Source organism: Thiomicrorhabdus immobilis (genome assembly GCF_021654855.1).
Classification (GTDB): domain Bacteria; phylum Pseudomonadota; class Gammaproteobacteria; order Thiomicrospirales; family Thiomicrospiraceae; genus Thiomicrorhabdus; species Thiomicrorhabdus immobilis.
This window is the reverse complement of record NZ_AP024202.1, coordinates 1126622-1147179: the sequence shown is the minus strand read 5'-3', so window position 1 is coordinate 1147179 and position 20558 is coordinate 1126622. Positions and strand designations below refer to the sequence as shown.

The window sequence follows — 20558 nt, the reverse complement described above, 5'->3', positions numbered from 1 at the left end:
TTTATTTAATAAATTCTGTTGGACGAACTATTATAAATCAACTGACGGCTATTCACTAAAAAATAGCAAAAGCACCAGACCAATTGAGATAGAAACCAATCCCATTATTCGCAAATCACGCTCTGTCATTTTCATCGCTTCAAACATCATTCGTTTCCAAAGGCTTGGAAACACGAAGGGTAACAACCCTTCTAGAATAAAAACTAACGCTATTGCCGCAAATAATGTGTTTTCTAACATACGTCCATAAAAAAGGTGGGTTGCCCCACCTTTCACGATTCTTAATTGTTAAATGTTATTTGCCAGACTGATTGAAGTACTTGAAGAAATCCGATTTCGGATCAACAATCATAACGTCTGACTTATCTTTAAATGATGACTGATAGGCATTCATGCTGTGGTAAAAAGCATAGAACTCAGGATCTTGATTATACGCTTTTGCATAGATGTCCGCTGCAGTCGCATCACCTTTACCGCGTAGCATTTCCGCTTCACTATAGGCATCCGCTAAGATGACCACACGCTGACGATCTGCATCCGCACGAATCTTTTCAGCCGCTTCCGCCCCTTTCGAACGTAAATCTTTTGCAACACGATTACGTTCGGCTTCCATTCTACGGTAAACCGATGTACTGATGTCTTGCGCTAAGTCGATACGCTTAATACGAACATCTTCAATCTCGATACCGAAAGAAGTCGCCGCAGCCGCAGTGGTTTCTTTGATTTTTTGAGCGATCTCAACACGTTCGCCGGAAATAACTTCTTTAACCGTACGGTTACCGAACTCAGCTCTTAAGCCATCTTTTACAATTTGACCTAAACGCATTCCCGCAAGACGGTTATCACCGTTCATTGTGGTATAGAACTTCTCAACGTCCTTAATACGCCACTTAACAAAAGAATCCACCTCAAGGTTTTTCTTTTCACTGGTTAAGTAACGCTCAGGAGCGGCGTCTAAAGTTTGCAAACGTGAATCGAATTTACGTACATTGTTGATAAACGGTGTCTTAAAGTGTAATCCAGGCTCTACATCGGCTTTAACGATTTCACCTAAACGCAAAACGACGCCAGTTTCCCATTGGTTCACCACATAGACTGAACTACTAGCAACAAATAAAACGGCTGCCACAAAAATTGAAAACAATGATTTCATTAACGTAGCTCCCTATTTTTCAAATATTCACGAATACCCGTTCTTTGTGACGTGCTATTCTTGGTCGTTTCTGGAGCAACCACTGTCGGTGCCGCTACCGGATTTTCAGCCAGTTTGAATGGAACGGTATTTTGACCACTTACCATTTTATCCAATGGTAAATACAGTAGGTTGTTACCACTATCAGAACCGACAAACACCTTACTTGTACTACTTAACACGCCAGAAACGGCATCGATATATAGACGTTTACGAGTGACTTCCGGGGCTTTTTCATACTCGGTTACAATACTTGTAAAACGTGAGGCCTCACCTTTTGCCTGTGCGATGACTCGGTCATGATAGGCGCTTGCCTCTTCTAATTCACGAGCCGCTTTACCACGAGCTTTTGGAAGAATGTCATTTGAATAAGCTTCCGCTTCATTGATTACACGTTCTCTATCTTCACGCGCTTTAACCACGTCAGCAAACGCTGACTGAACCTGTTCTGGTGGTTGAGCATCCTGCAAGTTAACACTGGTTATAATCAAACCTGTCTTATAGGCATTCAGACGTTCCTGAGCCAAATCCTTAACTCGGGCAACCACTTCATTACGCCCTTCAGTCAACACAAAATCCATGGTGCTTTGACCAACTACTTCACGTAACGCACTCTCAGCGACACTTCTTAAGCTCGCATCCGGGTCAGCCACATCGAATAGATACTCATTGGCACTTTGAATCTGATATTGCACTGCGATTTTTAAATCTACGATATTTTCATCTTTAGTCAACATCAGAGATTCATTTGGCACACTTCCAGAACGATTTCGTGCATCAGAACGATAACCGATTTCAGCTGTACGGATTTGGTCGACGTTCACGATACGAACATTTTCAATAGGATAAGGCATATGCCAATGCGGACCGGCTTTAGTCTCTTCAACGAACGAACCAAATCGTGTTACCACACCACGCTCAGCAGGGTCTACAATATAGATACCCGATAGCAACCAAACTACGGCGATAACAGCAAAAATAATGGTTCCGCCTATGCCACCAATACCACCGCTGTTATTTCCAAACTTATTACCTGCACCACCCAAAATACTTTGGGCTTTTTTCAGTAACTCGTCTAAATCGTCATTATTTTGCTTTTTCGGTGGTTTATTATCACCACCGCCATTATTACCGTTGTTGCCAGGTTTTCCTGAGTTGCCCCAAGGATCTTGCCCTGACTTACCTGGTTCGTTCCAAGCCATTAACTTACTCCATGCTTTCACATTGGTTATGCAATTTCAGTTACATGTACTGAGCTAAAAATTGCGATTCGTAACTATCGTATTTTAGAGAGTAACATCTCAAATGTCACCTATTAAAATATTTTATAAACAAGTTTGATTATATTATCACTAATTCTCAATCGTTTCTAACTTCAGCCTTAATGAATTCCGGCCATTTCCTGATTTGCTGCCACTCATGCTCGGTTAGGTTCATGGTAAACAGACTGTTGCCCTCTTCATCAAACCCTTCTTCCAAAATCGTTCCCAATTGATAAAGCTGAGAGCGCTTTTTACCCGCATCCCTTTGCAAGACCAAATCAACGGTATAAAAAGAACCCTTGAAAAATGAAGCCACCGCTTCCATCAACAACTCTACACCAAGCCCTTTTTGCGCTGAAATCCACACCCTTTGAGCCACACCATTTTCATCATAATCAATTTTAGGCTCAATGGCCGGCTCAAGCAGGTCGATTTTATTGAATACGACCAGTTGCGGAACCTTATCCGCGCCAACCTCTGCGATTACATCATAGACATCGGCCATTTTTTCTTCACGGTGTATATCCGCGGCATCAACAAGATGAATCAACAAACTGGCTTCACGGGTCTCTTCCAGGGTAGAGCGGAATGCGGTGACCAAGTCATGAGGGATATGACGAATGAACCCAACCGTATCCGCAAATATGACCGGGCCAGCACCAGGCAAATGCACACGTCTTAAAGTTGAATCCAAGGTCGCAAATAGACGGTCTTCTGCGTAAACGTTGGCAGTGGTCATATAGTTGAAAAGCGTCGATTTACCGGCATTGGTATAACCGACAATGGTAATGGTCGGCAATTCAGAGCGTTTACGTGAACGTCTACCCAAATCACGTTGTTTACGCACTCTCTCAATTTTGGATTCAAGCTGTTTGATTCGCCCTTGAATCAGACGTCTATCGGATTCAAGCTGGGTTTCACCCGGCCCTCTGGCTCCGATACCACCTTGTCTATCAAGGTGAGTCCAACCTTTTACAAGACGGGTGGCCATACGTTTCAGCTGCGCCAACTCCACTTGTAATTTACCTTCATGGGAACGGGCACGCTGTGCGAAGATATCCAGAATCAGACCGATTCTATCCAAAACCTGACAACCGACCAATTCGGACAGGTTACGTTCTTGGGCAGGCGTTAAGGCATGGTTAACAATCACCACATCAGCCTCATACAGTTCAACGGCTTGTTGAATCTCTTCAGCTTTACCTTTACCTACAAAATATTTTGAATCGGGATTTTGACGTTTAGTCGTAAGGAGTGTGCATATTTCTGCACCGGCGGAATCCACCAATTCATAGAACTCGTCGAGCTCTTCTCTATCGGCTTCATTGCGAAAATCGACATGAACTAAAACCGCTCGTTCTAATTCACGTCGTTCAAGACGATCAAATAATTCCATTAACGCTCTCTGGACGACCTATTGACTATTAAGGTGCGCACTTTATCAAATTTAACCGAAATTAGAAAACTGTTAATGGAATTAACTTACAAAAATAGAATTTAATTTAACTTATCAAATCACTAATTAAGCTTCGACAGCTTCATTATCTTCAGTAAAAGACTCATAAGGTTTTGGGTCACGCATTGGCACAATTGTAGAAATCGCATGCTTATAAACCATTTGTGTGACATTACTTCTTAAAAGCACGACAAATTGATCAAACGAATCCACCTTACCCTGTAGCTTTACACCATTGACCAAATAGATTGAAACGCTGATACGTTCCTTTCTTAACGCATTCAAATATGGGTCTTGGATTGGCAATGCTTTAGCCACTTTTTTATTCTCCATGATGATTCCTATTTTTATTATTTTTATTTCGAGTTTTTTGTTATTTTTTTTATGGAACTTATTCAATCCACGTCGCTGTTCGATAGCTGAAAATCCCGCGATATTTTAACCGTTTAATCCAGCCAGAAATAAGTTTAGCGAGAAGCATACCACACCGCTATAATTTCTCTATATCAATTAGTTTTATTTACAGATAAAACACACTGGTTATTATTACTTACCATTTTCAAATAAGCCGCCATTTTCAGCTCAAAATTCACTAATCCGTAACTTTTGAATTTAGCAAATCAAGCGTTTGTTTGACCCGTTCAGCCGGTGTGGTTTGATAAGGGTCGATAATCGTTACTTCCGGCTCTTTTCTCAACCAAGTCAACTGCCGCTTCGCCAACTGCCTTGTTGCCACCACCCCCTTATCGACAAAAGTGTCATAGTCATATTCGCCATCCATAAACAACCAGGCCTGGCGATAACCGACACTACGAATCGAAGTCATCTCTTCATTTAAATCACCACGTTCATAAAGCCCTTTTACTTCCTGCAAAAAGCCAGAGTCAATCATTTGCAAAAAACGTTTTTCAATCTGTTTATGGAGTTTGGCTCGATTTTCTGGAATCAAGGCGATCTTGATTAGTTCAAAATCCGGCAGGCCTTTTTTAGGTTGCGCTCTAAATTCAGTTAAGGTCTTGCCTGTAATCTCATACACCTCAATCGCTCGAATTAAACGCTGCGGGTCATTCTTATGAATCCTCTGAGCCGACTCCGGATCGATATCCAACAACTTTTCGTGCAACAAGCCGGGGGATTCATGCCAAATCTGCAACCACTTTTCTCTTATAACTTCATCAGCCGACGGCAAATCTGACATCCCCTGCTGTAACGCATTGAAGTACATCATCGTCCCCCCAACCAAAACAGGCAGTCGATCACGGGCAAAAATCTCCGCTACCAAACGATTCACATCATCAACAAACTCAGAAGCAGAATAAGTTTCCGAAGCATCATGGGTATTAATCAAATGGTGTGGCACCAAGTCCAACTCTTCCTGGGTTGGTTTGGCTGTACCGATATCCATATCACGGTAGATTAAAGCGGAATCGACACTAATGATTTCAATCGGCAGAATTTCAGCCAACAGCATAGAAAGCTGGCTTTTACCTGATGCGGTTGGCCCCATGATTGCCAAACATTGCTTTTTGGCGATCAACTGCGTGACTAAGTTTTGATATTCTGGATTCATGCTTGCCTTTGCTTTCTATTTTTTTGCTGTTGTGTATGAACTTATCTGTTTTCTTCTGACATCACTGACCGCGCATAAACAAACTATCCAACTGGTCCATCGAAAGTTGTACCCAAGTTGGTCGCCCATGGTTACATTGATCCGAACGTTCGGTTATTTCCATCTCACGCAATAAAGCATTCATCTCAGCGATACTCAACTGGCGATTGGCGCGAACCGAGCCGTGGCACGCCATTGTCGACAAAATCTCATTAATGCGTTCTTCTACTTGCTGAGTTTGCCCTGCCACCGCTAAATCGGCAATCATGTCATTCACCAAGCCTGCTATATCACTTTTCGCCAACAGAACAGGAACGGCGGTCACTTTCAACTGCTCTGGACCAAGCGCCTCAAGCTCAAAACCAAGCTTTTCAAACAACTCTTGATACTCTTCCCAAACAGCAATTTGGGATTGCTCAAATGCCATCGCCATTGGTACCAACAACGGCTGGCTGATCAAACGGTCTGCTTGCCATTGCTTTTTAAATCGTTCATAAACCACTCGCTCATGGGCGGCATGCATATCCACCAAGACCAGGCCTTGTTGATTTTCAGCCAAGATAAAAACCCCATGCAGCTGCGCTTTGGCAAAACCCAACATAGGCATATTTGCATTCTGTTCATCAGAGTTTTGACCTCCGCCATATTCGGCACCATTTTCAGACACACCAAAAGAGTGGGCCACACCACCGTCTTGACGGCGTTGCTGGATAATGTCCGCCAAAGTCGCATTATAACTCCCACCAGCGCCGACTGAAGCACTCCCCCCAAAACCACTGAACCCCGCTGAACTCTCCAACGAATCGATTGGCGCTTGAAAACTCATGTTTTCTTGGGTGTAGGAATTTTGCGTCTGACGCCCATTAGAATACAGCGAGTAGTTCGGCGTTGCCGAAGACACATCGCCACCTGAGTGCATTATCGACTCTAACGAAGCGCCGGTCCCGGTTTCGGAAACCACCGGCTTAGCGACCGCTTCTCGAACACTACGGCGTAAAAAGTCATATACCCAGCGACCATTGGCAAAACGCACCTCGTATTTGGCGGGATGCACATTCACATCCACCAAATCATGAGGCATCTCGATAAAAATCAGATATGCAGGATGACGTCCATGATAAAGCACATCGGCATAAGCTTGTTTTACCGCATAAGAGAGCAAACGATCACGAACGATACGACCATTCACAAAGATATACTGCATATCGGTTTGACTACGGTTGAATGTGGGCAATCCCACCCAGCCAGATAATTTTATATCTTGGGTTTCAAAAGCAATCGCTAAAGACTGCTGAACAAACACCGCCCCCATCAACTGGCTCAAGCGCTTTTGCAAGCTGACCTCATCATCAACCGCAAAAACTTGTCTAACCACTTTTTGGTTATGCACCAGCTTAAAACCAACATTCGGTCGACTCAGCATCACTCGCTTCACCAGCTGGTCGATTTGTGAAAACTCCGTTTTAGCACTGCGTAGGAATTTTTTCCGTGCCGGAGTATTAAAAAACAGGTCGCTTACGGTCACTCGAGTACCGACCTTTCCGGCTGTAGGCTGTGGCATTGCCCACGCCCCCTCGCCCTCGGCTGATAATTTCCAGGCAGCCGAATCCGACTCATGACGGCTGACAATCTCAAAACGTGAAACCGAACTGATACTCGCTAAGGCTTCACCACGAAACCCTAGGGTCGCCACTGCCGCCAAATCGGAGCCCGTCTTGATTTTACTGGTGGCGTGCCGACTTACCGCCAACAACAATTCATCTTTGGGAATGCCATAACCATTATCGGAAATCACAATCGATTTCTCACCGCCTTCCTCAATCAATATCTCAATTTGAGAAGCGCCTGAGTCGAGTGCGTTTTCCAGCAACTCTTTGACTACCGATGCAGGGCGCTCGACCACTTCACCCGCTGCAATCTGATCCGCTAAATAACTTGGGAGTTGTTCAATATTCTGTCTCATTAAACGCCTGAGAATCCTTTGTCTACACAACAAATACAATAAAAAATTGGCAAAGATTATAACACCAAAGACAGTCAATAAACGTTTAACAAAGCTAATCAAAACTAGATAGCCGCACCATCCACCTTACGCCGACAAACAACCAGGCCTGGTGGCTTTAAAAAAACGGAATCAAAAAACCGTTGACCATCCCAATAACATCACATTAACCCATCCAAAACTTTTCATTAAACCGCTTAAACAAAGTTCCCTTGTAATTTATGGCCTTTTTATCAGCAGCATAACTGTTAAAATAGTCAGTCTTCTAATCAATTTAATGCAGACAATGCAAAGGTAAACACATGGGCATTCTCAATTCTCTTTTTGGCAATGGCATTTCCGCCGAATTACAAGAAAAACTGAGCCATAAATTCAAGGCCTGTAGCGATCCGATGACAAAACAGGACCTGGATAGCCTAAAAGCATTTTCAGACTTGCAGCTCAAAAAAGGCCATCTAAAACTGACTGTCAGCATGCCTTACCCTTGCAAAAGCTTATGGCCAAGCATCGAACAAAACATCAAACATGAACTTTTACAGTTGGATGAAATTGAATCGGTAGAGATAAAATTTGCCACCAAAATCGTCGCGCACGATGCGCAAAAAGGTGTCTCCCCGCTTCCTAATATCAAAAACATCATTGCCATTGCTTCAGGCAAAGGTGGGGTCGGGAAATCGACCACTTCGGTAAATATCGCTTTAGCATTGCAACAAGAAGGCGCCAATGTTGGTCTATTGGATGCCGATATTTATGGTCCGAGCATCCCGACCATGCTCAATATCACCAGCAAGCCGGTTTCAATAGACGGTAAAAGTATGCAACCTTTGTCGGCCTATGGTTTACAGGTCATGTCAATCGGCGCCTTGATTGAAGAAGATTCACCGATGATTTGGCGCGGCCCGATTGTGACACAAACGCTAACCCAGCTATTGAAAGAGACCAACTGGGATGATTTGGACTATCTTGTGATTGACCTACCGCCTGGAACAGGTGATGTTCAACTTACCCTTTCCCAACAAATACCGGTAACCGGCTCTGTGATTGTGACCACTCCGCAGCAAGTCTCGTTGATTGATGCCAAAAAAGGCTTGAAAATGTTTGAGAAAGTTGAAATTCCGGTGCTTGGCATTATTGAAAACATGAGCACCCACATCTGTAGCAACTGTGGTCATGAAGAGGCGATTTTTGGAGCACACGGCGGTGAAAACATGGCTAAGGAATATAAAGTGGAGTTTTTAGGCGCGTTACCGCTGGACAAACGTATTCGTGAAGAAGCTGATCAAGGCAAACCAACCGTAACGGCTGAACCCAATAGTGAAATCGCCCAAAAATACCGCCACATAGCGCATAAAATCAGTGCTCAAGTTGGCATTAAAAAACGCAACTATGCCAATGTATTCCCAAACATCGTGATTCAAAACAACTAATAATCACCTAACTTTAGAATTGGCTCAAACCCAAAAATAAAAAAGGCCATTTAATCTCTAGACTGGATTAAATGGCCTTTTTGTGTTCTTTTTTACTTTCTTATGTCTTATACCCTAAAGGTTAATCCGAACAGGTGATTAATCCGCACCATCTTCACAAATGGTAAACAACTGATTGAAGTGTGCCACCTCAAGTATTTTATTCACCGTGCCGCTTACATTCACCAGCTTAACTCTTTCTTTATCACCCTTAGTCTGCTCTCGCAGAAGCAACAACATACCCAAAGCTGAACTATCCATATAGAGGGTTTTTGCAAAATCTATCTTAAAACGATTTTCACTGGAATCATATTTCTTACATATGGTTTTAAACTTTTCATACTGGCTAACATCAAAACTGCCGCCCAGTTGAATCGTTACCACCCCATCTTGTTCTTTAGCCACCATACCCATCAAACATTCTTCTTTTTTGTTTTATTAGCTGAATTTTCACAGACTTTGAAATAAAGCATACCTGAAGTAGAAATCAAAAAACCTTCTTTACCTAGCTTTAGCATTTTTTTACAAACCACATTATAACTTACTCAGTTTAATGCAAACAATCCATACAAAAACAGGAAAAAACAATATAATATCCGGCTTATTTAAAGATATTAAGCACAGGCGTCTTTAGCGTTTTTCCGTTTGTATTATTTACCTGTAAATTTTCATATAAAAATCGCTAATAAAACTCATCCTAAAAAGCCGCGCTTAAAACCTAATTAGGAAAGTGGAAACCCAACAATGTCAGAAGTGCAAACAGCCCCAAGAAAAATCCTCATTACAAGTGCATTACCTTATGCCAATGGTCCAATTCACCTTGGCCATCTTGTTGAATATATTCAAACGGATATCTGGTCGCGTTTTCAAAAAATGCGTGGCAATGAATGTACCTATGTCTGTGCGGACGATGCTCACGGCACACCCATCATGCTTAGAGCGCAAGCAGAAGGCATCACTCCGGAAGAATTAATCGCCAAATCTTCTGAAGAACACCAAACTGACTTTGCTGGCTTCAATATCAAATTTGACCACTACCACAGTACAAACTCGCCTGAAAACAAAGAATTTGCCGAATACATCTATAACCAGCTTAATGCTAAAGGTTATATTTCGCGCAAAACCATCACGCAGTCTTACGACCCTGAAAAAGAGATGTTTTTGCCTGACCGTTTTGTTAAAGGGACTTGCCCAAAATGTAAGGCCGAAGACCAATATGGTGACAACTGTGAAGTGTGTGGTGCCACCTATAGCCCGACTGATTTGATCAATCCAAAGTCAGCGGTTTCAGGTGCAACCCCAATCGAAAAAGAGACCGACCACCTGTTCTTTGAACTTGGACAGTTTGAAGATATGCTTAAGGAATGGACGCATGCCGGGCACTTGCAGTCGCAAATCGCCAATAAACTGGATGAGTGGCTGGAATCTGGACTTCGTGGTTGGGATATCTCTCGTGATGCACCCTATTTTGGCTTTGAAATCCCGGGAGAAAAAGATAAGTTTTTCTATGTTTGGCTGGATGCGCCGATTGGCTACATGTCGAGTTTTAAAGCCTACTGCGACAAATCCGGTTTAAACTTTGACGAATATTGGAAAGCCGATTCAAAAACAGAGCTATATCACTTTATCGGTAAAGACATCATCAACTTCCATGCCCTATTCTGGCCGGCCATGTTGTCTGGCGCAGGCTTTAGAACGCCGGATGCGGTTTTTGCCCACGGTTTCTTGACTGTTGACGGCCAAAAAATGTCTAAATCTCGTGGTACGTTCATTATGGCTAAAACCTACCTTGAGCATTTGAACCCTGAATACTTGCGTTATTACTATGCCGCAAAATTATCTGCACGCATTGATGATATCGACTTGAACCTTGAAGACTTTGCCCAGCGTGTCAACTCAGATTTAGTCGGTAAAGTGGTTAACATCGCAAGCCGCTGTGCCGGGTTTGTGGTTAAGAAATTCGATGGTAAATTGGCCAGCAATTGGTCTAATGAAGGCAGCGCTTTATACCAATCTTTTGCCGATAAATCCGAAAATATTGCACAACTGTATGAACAACGTGAGTATGGCCATGCCATGCGTGAAATCATGGCCTTAGCGGACAAAGCCAACGAATACATTGCTGAAACCGCTCCGTGGGTGTTGGCTAAAGAAGAAGGCAAGGAAGCTGAACTGCTGGAGTCGGTCAGTGTGGGCATCAACCTGTTCCGAGTATTGATGAGCTATTTGGCGCCAGTCATTCCTGACACCGCAGATAAGGCGCGTGAGTTTTTAAACCTGGATGCCTGGGAGTGGAGTGCCGTCCAACAACCTTTAATGGGCCACGAAATCAGCAAATTCAAAGCATTGCTGACACGTTTGGAAATGCCACAAATTGAAAAGATGATTGAGGCTTCAGCAGAATCTTTAGCCAATACCTCTTCTGCACCTGATGGTAAAAAAGACGATAAAAAGCCTAAAATCAAGACCGCTAAACAAGTCGCACAACCAGAAAAGTCAGCGGCTACTGCGGCAAATTCCGAAATTGACCCGATTGCTGAGCAAATCACCATAGATGATTTTGTTAAAATCGATTTACGTATCGCAAAAATCGTCAATGCTGAAGCGGTTCCAGAGGCGGACAAACTGTTAAAGTTGACCCTAGACATCGGTTTAGAGCAACGCCAAGTGTTTGCAGGAATTAAATCCGCCTATGAACCTGAGGACTTAATCGGTAAACTCACCGTAATGGTTGCTAACTTAGCTCCACGTAAAATGCGTTTTGGCATGTCAGAAGGCATGGTTTTGGCCGCGGGTCCTGGTGGTAGTGATTTATACATCCTGTCGCCTGACGATGGAGCCAAGCCAGGCCAAAGAGTGAAGTAACCAGGCCTGGTAGAATCCCAACAAGGAAATCAACTTAATGCAAGAATATGTTCTCATTCTAATCAGCACCGTACTGGTCAATAACTTTGTCTTGGTAAAGTTTTTAGGCTTGTGCCCTTTTATGGGGGTTTCCAAGAAAACCGATGCGGCATTAGGAATGGGATTGGCCACAACCTTTGTGTTAACCCTTTCATCGGTATTAAGTTATCTGATTTTCACTTATCTGCTTCAGCCATTTGGCCTTGAGTACCTGCAAACAATCGCCTTTATCTTGGCGATTGCGGCGGTAGTCGGTTTTACAGAGATGGCCATCCACAAAACCAGCCCTGCACTTTATCAAGTGTTGGGTATCTACCTCCCCTTAATCACCACAAACTGCGCTGTTTTAGGTGTGGCTCTATTGAACGTTGGTGAAAAAAACGACTTTATCGCCTCGGCCGTATACGGCTTTGGTGCAGCGGTCGGCTTCACCTTGGTTATGGTGTTATTTGCCTCTATTCGTGAACGTGTCGATGTGGCGGATGTTCCTGGGCCTTTCAAAGGTGCACCTATTGCCTTGATTACCGCCGGTTTAATGTCAATGGCCTTTATGGGCTTTGGCGGATTGGTGTAGGCAGAGTTATGTTAGAAGCGATTGTCATCTTTGTAGGGTTAGCCATTCTATTTGGCCTGTTATTGGGTTATGCCTCAATACGGTTCAAAGTCGAAGGTAATCCCGTGGCTGAACGTATTGATAAAATCCTCCCTCAGACCCAATGCGGACAATGCGGTTTTCCCGGCTGTAAACCCTACGCTGAAGCACTTGCCAATGGCGAGACAGAAGTCAACTTGTGTGTACCGGGTGGTACGGAAGTCATGATTCAAATCGCGGAAATCACCGGACTTGAACCTAAAGAGATGGAATCTCCAGAAGAAGAGAATAAACCCAAAGAGACTGCTTACATTAACGAAGATCTTTGTATAGGCTGTGTTTTATGTATTAAAGAGTGTCCGGTCGATGCGATATTGGGAGCCACGAAACTGATGCATACCGTCATCCAACAAGAGTGCACCGGCTGTGAGAAGTGTGTGCCGGTCTGTCCGGTTGATTGTATTGAGATGCGCCCTATTCCGGTTTCGACCCGCAATTGGAAATGGCCTGAACCAGCTCAAAAAGCCAATTCAACGGCCAGTACAACGGGCAATACAACTGGAGAACCTTCTTAAATGTCTGTTTTTACCAGTATTGTTAAAGCCATTGCGCCCATTTATCCGCAAGCAAAACGTTGGTTACACAGTTTCAATGGCGGGATTTTTCCAAAATACAGTAAAGAGCTTTCCGCAAGCCAACCTATCCGCTCGCCAATCATTCCTGAGCGTTTAATCATGCCTTTGCAACAGCAAGTTGGCCAACCGGCAGAGTTACTGGTCAAAGTTGGGGAAAAAGTCAAAAAAAACCAATTGATCGCACGTTCATCTAAAGATGCCAATAAAGCTTTGATTGTCCCGATTCATGCCCCGACTTCCGGGGTTATTGAGGACATCGCCAGCTATACCCTCCCTCATCCATCCGGCCTGGAAGATATCGCCATCATTATCAAACCGGATCACTTGGATACAAGCATTGAAAATGCTCTCAAGGTTTCGGGAGATTCACCAACCTCGCCAGCAGAATTGAAAGAGATTCTTCTGAATGCCGGAATTGTCGGCATGGGGGGAGCAGGTTTCCCGACTTATGCAAAAATACCGAACGAGTCTGGCAAAATCCATACCTTATTAATCAACGGTGCGGAATGTGAACCATTCATCACCTGCGATGATTTATTGATGCAAACTGAAGCGGATGCGATTATCCAAGGCGCTTTAATTACCGCTAAAGCCTTAGGCTCCGATAAAGTGCTTTGCGGCATCGAAAGCAATAAACCCGCCGCCATAAGAGCCATGCAAAACGCAGCAAAAGGCAGTATCGTTGAAGTGATTGTGGTTGAGACCGTCTACCCGATGGGTGGGCAAAAACAACTGACCCAGGAATTGACCGGTATCGAGATGCCAAGCAAAGCGCACGCTGTCGACATTGGTTTATTGATGATGAATGTGGCAACCTATGCGGCCATTTACAAAGCGGTTCGTTTTGGTGAACCTCTCACTTCACGCCTAGTGAGTGTGACCGGCTTAGGACTGGCCAAGCCATTCAATATCCATGCCCTAATCGGTACACCTTTTGAGGTCTTGGCCAATGCCGCTTCGCCGAAAGCCCCATTGAACTATCCGTTGATTATGGGGGGTCCAATGATGGGCTTCAAGGTGCAAGACAACCAAGTACCGGTCATCAAAACCACCAACTGTATTTTAGCCAACCCTCCTGAACCAACCGAGATGCAAATGCCATGTATCCGTTGCGGAGAGTGTATGGATGCTTGTCCAATCAACCTGTTACCACAACAGATGTACTGGCATAGCCAAGCCCATGAATTCGATAAGGTGGAAAAACTTAACGTTTTTGACTGTATCGAATGTGGATGTTGTAGCTACGTCTGCCCTAGCCACATTCCTCTAGTGCAATATTATCGCCATGCCAAGTCTGAAATTAAAGAGATGCATGCCGAAGAGAGAGCGGTTGAACTTGCCAAGCAGCGTCATGAATTCAAATTGGCTCGAATTGAACGCGAAAAACAAGAACGTGAAGCGCGTTTAAAAGCCAAAAAAGATGCCGTTAAGCAACAAGCGGCCAAAGAGGCTTCTAACACTCCGACAGAAACGGCGGCGAGCAAACCTAAAGCCGCCAGTGCGGCAGCCGCTGCCGCTAAGGCCGCAGCAGCCAAAAGAGCGGCGGCTAAAAACACAGCAGTCGACAGTGATAATGCATCAACTGATAATATCCCACCAGCTCGCCGTAAAGCGATTGAGGCCGCTAAACAAGCCGCTACTCAAGCTACCAATGAGGATGGTTCGGTAACAACCCCAAAAGATGCGGCAAGAAAAGCGGCGATGGAAGCGGCTAAAAAACGTGCCTTAGCCAAAAAAGCCGAACAGGGTGAACAAACCGTTAAAACTGCGAATTCGGATATTCAAGATACCGCTAAAGAGGCTGCTCAAAAGACTGAGCAAGAAGCAACTTTGGCAGAATCACCTCTGAAAAAAGATCCTAAGCAAGCTGCCAAAGCCGCAGCGATGGCTGCGGCTAAAAAACGTGCCCTAGCCAAAAAGGCCGAACAGGACAATTCATCGTTAAAAAGTAACAGTGAACAAACGGCTTCCACTCCAAAAGAGATTAAACCTGTTGCCGACCAAGCGCAGGATTTAACCGAAACCACGGAACCAAGCGCCGCTTCTAAAAAAGAGGCGGTACGTAAAGCGGCTATGCAAGCGGCCAGAGCGGCAGCCAAAAAACGCAAAGCTGAAACCCAGCAAGCAACAGAAATTGAATCGGATAGCGAAACGGCTGGGATGGTTGATACTGATGATACCCAGGCTCAAGCAGACAAAAAACAACAAGCGATGCAATTGGCAAAAGCCAATGCGGCTAAAAATGCGGCCAAAAAGGCCGCAGAAAGAGCAGCCTTAAAACGCGCCCAAAACAACTCTGAGGATGACAACCCGTGACTCCATCGCATCTAACCTCATCACCCTATACTCACAATAACCAAAACGTCCGTAAAGTGATGTTGCAGGTTCAGGTTGCGGCGTTTCCGGCCCTGATGACCCACATCTACCTCTTCGGTTTTGGAATTGTCGTGCAGTGGATGTTAGCGGTTGCGACCCTGATTGTTGTTGAATATGTCATGCTGAGATTGCGCGGCCGTCCAGTTATGCCTTTTATTACCGATATGAGTGCTTTGGTCACGGTAACGGGTCTGGTGTTCTGTATTCCGCCGGAAGCGCCATGGTGGGTGATTGTAACGGGTAGTGCCTTTGCACTGATATTTGGTAAACACCTATACGGTGGCCTTGGTTACAACCCATTCAACCCCGCCATGTTGGGTTATGCCTTTTTATTGATCTCCTTTCCAATACAGATGACGCAATGGACTTTGCCTACTGAGTTGAGTGGTCACGCCTTGAGCTTTATCGACTCAGCGTACTATATTTTCACTGGACAAATCCCCGGTATAAACTTGGATGCCATTACCGGTGCGACTCCCTTAAATGAAGTAAGAACAGGACTTTCTCAAGGGTTAACTGTGATAGATACGTTGGGAAGTGAATCAAAAAGCAGTTTATGGGGACTTTCAAGTTGGGGCTGGGTTAACGTGGCCTTTATGGTCGGCGGCATTTGGATGATCATTACCCGCACCATCAGCTGGCAATTCCCGGTTGGCTTTTTAGGAACCCTGGCATTAATCAGTTTTGTGTTCAATCAAATCGACCCCAACCTCTACCCTCCGATGAGTTTCACACTCTTAAGTGGCGGAACCATGTTGGCGGCTTTTTTCATTATTACCGACCCGGTTACCGCCAGTACCACACCAAAGGGTAAATTCATCTATGCCTGCGGGGTGGGTGTTTTAGTTTATGTCATCCGTAATTGGGGGGCTTTTCCAGATGGCATCGCTTTTGCCATTCTGCTGATGAACATTGCCGTACCTTTAATTGATCAGTACACCCAGCCTCGTGTATTTGGCCATAAACGCTAGGTGATGATATGACAGCAAACAGCAAAAGCACTCAAAACTTGCTCAAAACCATGTTCAGTTCGGCAGGCAAACTCACCCTGTTTGTTTTTATCAGTATCATTCTACTGTTGAGTATTCGGGCTTTGACTGGACCAGAAATAGAAAAAGCCGAAAGGGAGACCTTGCTCAATACCTTTGCTCAAGTTCTACCTCAAAATCGGTATGATAATGATCCGCTACAAGACACCTTGGTTATCAAAGACCCTGCCTATCTCAAGCTTTTAGGTAGCTCTGAACCGGTCACGGTCTATCGAGCGTATAAAAACCAGCAACCTGCCGGCGCTATTTTCAGTGCCATCGCCCCAAATGGTTATTCTGGCAATATCTATATTTTGATTGCTGTCTATCCAGATGGTCGAATCTCTGGAGTACGTATAATCAAACATAAAGAGACCCCTGGCCTGGGGGATAAAATAGAAATCAACAAAAGCAACTGGGTTTTGGAGTTTGATGGCCGTAATGTAAGGGAGGATAACGATCCTCGCTGGGCGGTACAAAAAGATGGCGGCGACTTCGACCAATTCACCGGTGCCACGATCACTCCAAGAGCGGTGGTAGAAGCGGTGAAGCATGCGTTGCTTGTGGTCAATGATTTAGGGGAGCGTTTATATGAGTGAAGTCACAACTGAGAAAAAGTCACTTTGGCAAGATTATAAAATCATTGTTGAAAACGGACTTTGGAAAAACAACCAAGCCTTGGTTGCATTACTTGGACTATGCCCTCTTTTAGCGGTTTCCAACAATACCATCAACGGTCTTGGTCTAGGACTGGCGACACTATTGGTTTTAGTGCTTTCCAACGCTTTGGTTTCGGCGATTCGTAATCATGTTTCCGATGAAATCCGTATCCCGGTTTTCATCGCTATCATCGCAACCATGGTCACCATCATCGATTTATTGATGAACGCCTACTTCCATACTTTGCATGGCATTTTAGGTATCTTTATTCCCCTTATCGTAACCAACTGCGCCATTTTAGGACGTGCTGAAGCCTATGCCTCAAAAAACAAAATAGACAAAGCCATTGTGGACGGTTTCTTTATGGGGCTAGGATTTATGTTTGTACTGGTGCTGTTAGGGGCGTTACGAGAAATGATTGGTAATGGCACCCTGTTTGATCAAGCCTATTTGATGTTCGGTGAAAGCGCTCGTAGCTGGACAATCCATTTTGGCGATGACTACCAAGGCGTTTTACTGGCAATCCTGCCTCCTGGCGCCTTTATTGGATTGGGGTTACTCATCGCCTTCAAAAACATGCTGGATGCTAAAAAAGTCGCTAAACAACAAAACCAATTGGGTATCCAGGTTTCCGTTACCCCGATGGTAATGAAATAATGGCGATTGTTTCTTTAACCGCTTTTGAGCACAACCCGTTATGAACAAAGCCAAACGTCTAGAGATTTTTCAACGTTTAAGTGAAGCGATTCCCAATCCGGAGACAGAGCTCAACTATTCAAGTCCATTTGAGTTGTTGATTGCGGTCATTCTCTCCGCTCAAGCGACCGATAAGGGCGTCAATATCGCCACCGATAAACTGTTTCCAGTTGCCAACACACCTGAGGCCATTTACGCATTGGGTGAAGAAGGGTTAAAAGAGTATATTAAAACCATTGGATTATTTAATACCAAGGGCGCCAATATCATCAAGACCTGTAAGATGTTGATCGAGCTACATGGCTCTCAAGTCCCGGATGATCGCAAGGCGTTAGAAGCGCTACCTGGCGTGGGACGCAAAACCGCGAATGTGGTTTTAAATACCGCTTTTGGACATCCGACAATGGCGGTAGACACGCATATTTTTCGTGTTTCAAATCGTACCAAAATTGCCCCGGGTAAAAACGTGTTGGAAGTTGAGATGAAATTGCTCAAGAATGTTCCTAAAGAATACTTGATTCCCGCTCACCATCTATTGATTCTTCATGGTCGCTATACTTGCACGGCAAGAAAGCCACGTTGCGGGGCGTGTTGTATTTATGACTTATGCGAATTTAAAGAAAAAACCGAGTAACAAACCAAACGACCAGGCCTGGTAGGTTTAAAAAAGATTTAAAAAAGAGTTTAAAAGATTATATGTTTTATACCTCAGAACGAGACAAACTCAGACAGTTTTACGTTGATACATGGCAAAAAGCCCGACATGGCTTACCGCTGGATGCAATGGAAACCATGGTGGCCAGAGTCATTGAATTGCACCCAGAATATCATGCCATGCTACAAAACCAAAATCACCTCGGCAACGAGTACAAACCAGAAGATGGTGAAACCAACCCGTTTTTACACATGGGGATGCATCTGGGTTTACAAGAACAGGTCTCAATGGATAGACCTGCAGGTATTCAGGCGGTTTATCAACAGCTCGGTGAACGTTTAGGAGATGTCCACAAAACCGAACACGCCATGATGGACTGTTTAGCCGAATCGCTTTGGGTGGCACAGCGTGATCAAATAGAGCCGGATGAACAAGCTTACCTAGCCTGCTTACGCCAATTACTGTTTAAATGATTAAGCAACCATTGTAACCATCAACTTTTTAGCCAAATGCTTTCAAAAACACCAAAGGACGCTGCTATGTTTACATTCAAAACGGTTTTCACTTTAGCGGCATCACGCTATGGCAAACTACTGCTACTCAGTTTTTTGCTTACCAGCGGTGCTCAAGCGGCGGATAATTCGGTCTTTGTTTCAGGAAAATGGTTAAAAAATCATCAATCTGAAGTCAAGCTCATCGATATGAGTGATAAAGCCAATTTCCAAAAATTTCATTTAGACGGTGCAATCTGGGTTAGCTATAACTGGCTAATCAAACCACAAAACGGCCTGGCGTTGAGTGGCGGTGCTGACTATATGGCAAATGTACTTTCCCAATTAGGCTTTACCAATGACGACCACATTGTGATTTACGATGATATGGGAGGCTTGGCGTCAAGTCGCCTCTATTGGGAGCTTAAGAAACTCAACCATAAAAACGTCAATATCCTTGACGGTGGTATTGTCAGCTGGATCTTGGCTGGCAATAAAGTGACCCAGACACCGCCACAACGTCCCCAAAAAACCAACTATAAGGTTCCTGCCAAAACCTCAACCGATAGTTTGACCGCCAACAAGGCAGAAGTGCTTGCCGCAATCAAAGACCCTGAAACCGTCTTAATTGATAGCCGCAGTAAAGAAGAGTATGAAGGTAGCGCAAAAGAGAAGCGTAGCGGCCATATTCCGAGTGCATTATGGTTTGATTGGTCTAAAGCGGTAAATATCCAAGAAGGTTTCACACAATACTCGGATGAAGAGCTGTTACATGCATTAACGGCGAAAAGTGTCCATGACCTAAAGCAACCTATTATTGTGTATTGCAACACCGCACATAGAGCGTCTCGCTCTTTTACCATGCTTAAAAGTTTAGGGTTTGAAAACGTCAAACTTTATGATGGCTCCATCCAAGAGTACAGCATTGACCAATCATTGCCGTTGAAACTTGGCATGCAACCCTAGGCCTTGAGCCTGAACTTCTGATTTTAGGAGATAGAACAAAACATGTCGTTAAACCAAACCCACCCTGCCGCTTCCCAAAAGTTTGCCATCTATACCGATGGAGGTTACTTTGAAAAGCAGGACATCGGAGGTTGGGGATTGGTCATATTTCAAAATGATGAAGAGATTTACCGTAACTCAGGTTGGCAACGCCATACTTCCAGTCTGGAAATGGAATTGACTGCGGCTCGTAAAGCCTTAGAGTATATTCAAAGCCAAAATAAAGCCGCTTCTAAAAGCCCGGTGTCTTGTAAGACACTCTATACCGACTCTCGGATTATCATCGAAGGTTTAACCCAGAAATACACCTTATGGTGTGAAAACCAATGGCGAGTTAAATCAGGTAAAACCGTGGTTTACAAAGAGTTATGGCAAAGCTTGTCCAACTTAACCCAACACCTAGATGTCGAATGGAAATGGGTCAAGGGACATAATGGCAACCAAGGTAACACTATCGCCGACCAATTAGCGCGAGATGCGGTAATCCATCGTATACACTCTTATTAAGCCCTGTATTGAATGAGCCGCC

20 protein-coding genes are annotated in these 20558 nt (G+C 44.3%); 12 read left to right on the top strand and 8 right to left on the bottom strand.

The window, feature by feature from the left end:
* Positions 1–48 precede the first annotated feature (48 nt).
* The 7 genes from L6421_RS05135 to mutL all read right to left on the bottom strand — a co-directional run bounded on the left by L6421_RS05135 (position 49) and on the right by mutL (position 7482).
* The gene (locus L6421_RS05135; protein WP_237264243.1) at positions 49–240 is read right to left on the bottom strand and encodes a DUF2065 domain-containing protein; all 192 of its coding nucleotides are present in this window, start codon (positions 238–240) and stop codon (positions 49–51) included.
* A 55-nt stretch (positions 241–295) separates the two neighbouring features.
* Entirely contained in the window at positions 296–1153 is an 858-nt protein-coding gene (gene hflC / locus L6421_RS05130; RefSeq protein WP_237264241.1) for a protease modulator HflC, read from the bottom strand.
* On the bottom strand, positions 1153–2394 hold the full coding sequence (hflK, locus tag L6421_RS05125; RefSeq protein WP_237264238.1) for an FtsH protease activity modulator HflK: 1242 nt from the start codon (positions 2392–2394) through the stop codon (positions 1153–1155). Before hflK ends, hflC begins: the two co-directional genes overlap by 1 nt.
* A 157-nt stretch (positions 2395–2551) precedes the next feature.
* Positions 2552–3850 (bottom strand): ribosome rescue GTPase HflX, encoded by a 1299-nt coding sequence (gene hflX / locus L6421_RS05120; RefSeq protein ID WP_237264236.1) that lies wholly within the window; start codon positions 3848–3850, stop codon positions 2552–2554.
* Between the two features lie 126 nt (positions 3851–3976).
* Complete coding sequence (hfq, locus tag L6421_RS05115) at positions 3977–4243, bottom strand: RNA chaperone Hfq (protein WP_375540384.1); 267 nt, start codon at positions 4241–4243, stop codon at positions 3977–3979.
* 259 nt (positions 4244–4502) lie between these two features.
* Complete coding sequence (miaA, locus tag L6421_RS05110; RefSeq protein WP_237264234.1) at positions 4503–5480, bottom strand: tRNA (adenosine(37)-N6)-dimethylallyltransferase MiaA; 978 nt, start codon at positions 5478–5480, stop codon at positions 4503–4505.
* 61 nt (positions 5481–5541) lie between these two features.
* On the bottom strand, positions 5542–7482 hold the full coding sequence (gene mutL, locus L6421_RS05105) for a DNA mismatch repair endonuclease MutL (RefSeq protein ID WP_237264232.1): 1941 nt from the start codon (positions 7480–7482) through the stop codon (positions 5542–5544).
* Positions 7483–7823: 341 nt separating this feature from the next.
* Between mutL and apbC the strand changes: the two genes are divergently transcribed.
* Positions 7824–8948 carry an iron-sulfur cluster carrier protein ApbC gene (gene apbC / locus L6421_RS05100; RefSeq protein WP_237264231.1) on the top strand — a complete coding sequence of 375 codons (1125 nt, stop codon included), beginning with the start codon at positions 7824–7826 and terminating at the stop codon, positions 8946–8948.
* Between the two features lie 138 nt (positions 8949–9086).
* Here apbC and L6421_RS05095 read toward each other — a convergent pair whose 3' ends face one another.
* On the bottom strand, positions 9087–9401 hold the full coding sequence (locus L6421_RS05095; RefSeq protein WP_237264229.1) for an STAS domain-containing protein: 315 nt from the start codon (positions 9399–9401) through the stop codon (positions 9087–9089).
* A 330-nt stretch (positions 9402–9731) separates the two neighbouring features.
* Between L6421_RS05095 and metG the strand changes: the two genes are divergently transcribed.
* The 11 genes from metG (at position 9732) to L6421_RS05040 (ending at position 20536) form a co-directional block, all read left to right on the top strand.
* A complete protein-coding gene (metG, locus tag L6421_RS05090) occupies positions 9732–11852 on the top strand; it encodes a methionine--tRNA ligase (RefSeq protein WP_237264227.1) in 2121 nt (706 codons plus the stop codon).
* A gap of 37 nt (positions 11853–11889) precedes the next feature.
* Positions 11890–12465 carry an electron transport complex subunit RsxA gene (rsxA, locus tag L6421_RS05085; RefSeq protein WP_237264225.1) on the top strand — a complete coding sequence of 192 codons (576 nt, stop codon included), beginning with the start codon at positions 11890–11892 and terminating at the stop codon, positions 12463–12465.
* Positions 12466–12473: 8 nt separating this feature from the next.
* Positions 12474–13058, top strand: coding sequence for an electron transport complex subunit RsxB (rsxB, locus tag L6421_RS05080; protein WP_237264223.1), 585 nt, complete (start codon positions 12474–12476; stop codon positions 13056–13058).
* Entirely contained in the window at positions 13059–15434 is a 2376-nt protein-coding gene (gene rsxC / locus L6421_RS05075) for an electron transport complex subunit RsxC (RefSeq protein WP_237264220.1), read from the top strand. It begins immediately after the preceding gene.
* Positions 15431–16465 carry an RnfABCDGE type electron transport complex subunit D gene (locus L6421_RS05070; protein WP_237264219.1) on the top strand — a complete coding sequence of 345 codons (1035 nt, stop codon included), beginning with the start codon at positions 15431–15433 and terminating at the stop codon, positions 16463–16465. The genes rsxC and L6421_RS05070 overlap by 4 nt, the downstream gene beginning before the upstream one ends.
* An 8-nt stretch (positions 16466–16473) precedes the next feature.
* Positions 16474–17121, top strand: coding sequence for an electron transport complex subunit RsxG (rsxG, locus tag L6421_RS05065; RefSeq protein ID WP_237264217.1), 648 nt, complete (start codon positions 16474–16476; stop codon positions 17119–17121).
* The gene (locus L6421_RS05060) at positions 17114–17839 is read left to right on the top strand and encodes an electron transport complex subunit E (protein ID WP_237264215.1); all 726 of its coding nucleotides are present in this window, start codon (positions 17114–17116) and stop codon (positions 17837–17839) included. The genes rsxG and L6421_RS05060 overlap by 8 nt, the downstream gene beginning before the upstream one ends.
* A gap of 40 nt (positions 17840–17879) precedes the next feature.
* Positions 17880–18512: an endonuclease III gene (gene nth / locus L6421_RS05055; protein WP_237264213.1), complete on the top strand. Its 633-nt coding sequence runs from the start codon at positions 17880–17882 to the stop codon at positions 18510–18512.
* A 62-nt stretch (positions 18513–18574) separates the two neighbouring features.
* Entirely contained in the window at positions 18575–19006 is a 432-nt protein-coding gene (locus L6421_RS05050; protein WP_237264211.1) for a DUF1841 family protein, read from the top strand.
* Between the two features lie 66 nt (positions 19007–19072).
* Positions 19073–19990 carry a sulfurtransferase gene (locus tag L6421_RS05045; protein ID WP_237264209.1) on the top strand — a complete coding sequence of 306 codons (918 nt, stop codon included), beginning with the start codon at positions 19073–19075 and terminating at the stop codon, positions 19988–19990.
* Positions 19991–20032: 42 nt separating this feature from the next.
* A complete protein-coding gene (locus tag L6421_RS05040; protein WP_237264207.1) occupies positions 20033–20536 on the top strand; it encodes a ribonuclease H family protein in 504 nt (167 codons plus the stop codon).
* Positions 20537–20558 lie beyond the last annotated feature (22 nt).

Excerpts from the sequence above, each read along its gene's own strand:
- apbC (WP_237264231.1), top strand. The coding sequence starts at position 7,824 with ATGGGCATTCTCAATTCTCTTTTTGGCAATGGCATTTCCGCCGAATTA.
- L6421_RS05060 (WP_237264215.1), top strand. The coding sequence starts at position 17,114 with ATGAGTGAAGTCACAACTGAGAAAAAGTCACTTTGGCAAGATTATAAA.
- rsxB (WP_237264223.1), top strand. The coding sequence starts at position 12,474 with ATGTTAGAAGCGATTGTCATCTTTGTAGGGTTAGCCATTCTATTTGGC.
- nth (WP_237264213.1), top strand. The coding sequence starts at position 17,880 with ATGAACAAAGCCAAACGTCTAGAGATTTTTCAACGTTTAAGTGAAGCG.
- mutL (WP_237264232.1), bottom strand. The coding sequence starts at position 7,482 with ATGAGACAGAATATTGAACAACTCCCAAGTTATTTAGCGGATCAGATT.
- rsxA (WP_237264225.1), top strand. The coding sequence starts at position 11,890 with ATGCAAGAATATGTTCTCATTCTAATCAGCACCGTACTGGTCAATAAC.
- hflK (WP_237264238.1), bottom strand. The coding sequence starts at position 2,394 with ATGGCTTGGAACGAACCAGGTAAGTCAGGGCAAGATCCTTGGGGCAAC.
- hflX (WP_237264236.1), bottom strand. The coding sequence starts at position 3,850 with ATGGAATTATTTGATCGTCTTGAACGACGTGAATTAGAACGAGCGGTT.
- hflC (WP_237264241.1), bottom strand. The coding sequence starts at position 1,153 with ATGAAATCATTGTTTTCAATTTTTGTGGCAGCCGTTTTATTTGTTGCT.
- L6421_RS05135 (WP_237264243.1), bottom strand. The coding sequence starts at position 240 with ATGTTAGAAAACACATTATTTGCGGCAATAGCGTTAGTTTTTATTCTA.
- hfq (WP_375540384.1), bottom strand. The coding sequence starts at position 4,243 with ATGGAGAATAAAAAAGTGGCTAAAGCATTGCCAATCCAAGACCCATAT.
- L6421_RS05095 (WP_237264229.1), bottom strand. The coding sequence starts at position 9,401 with ATGGGTATGGTGGCTAAAGAACAAGATGGGGTGGTAACGATTCAACTG.
- rsxG (WP_237264217.1), top strand. The coding sequence starts at position 16,474 with ATGACAGCAAACAGCAAAAGCACTCAAAACTTGCTCAAAACCATGTTC.
- L6421_RS05040 (WP_237264207.1), top strand. The coding sequence starts at position 20,033 with ATGTCGTTAAACCAAACCCACCCTGCCGCTTCCCAAAAGTTTGCCATC.
- rsxC (WP_237264220.1), top strand. The coding sequence starts at position 13,059 with ATGTCTGTTTTTACCAGTATTGTTAAAGCCATTGCGCCCATTTATCCG.
- L6421_RS05050 (WP_237264211.1), top strand. The coding sequence starts at position 18,575 with ATGTTTTATACCTCAGAACGAGACAAACTCAGACAGTTTTACGTTGAT.
- L6421_RS05045 (WP_237264209.1), top strand. The coding sequence starts at position 19,073 with ATGTTTACATTCAAAACGGTTTTCACTTTAGCGGCATCACGCTATGGC.
- miaA (WP_237264234.1), bottom strand. The coding sequence starts at position 5,480 with ATGAATCCAGAATATCAAAACTTAGTCACGCAGTTGATCGCCAAAAAG.
- metG (WP_237264227.1), top strand. The coding sequence starts at position 9,732 with ATGTCAGAAGTGCAAACAGCCCCAAGAAAAATCCTCATTACAAGTGCA.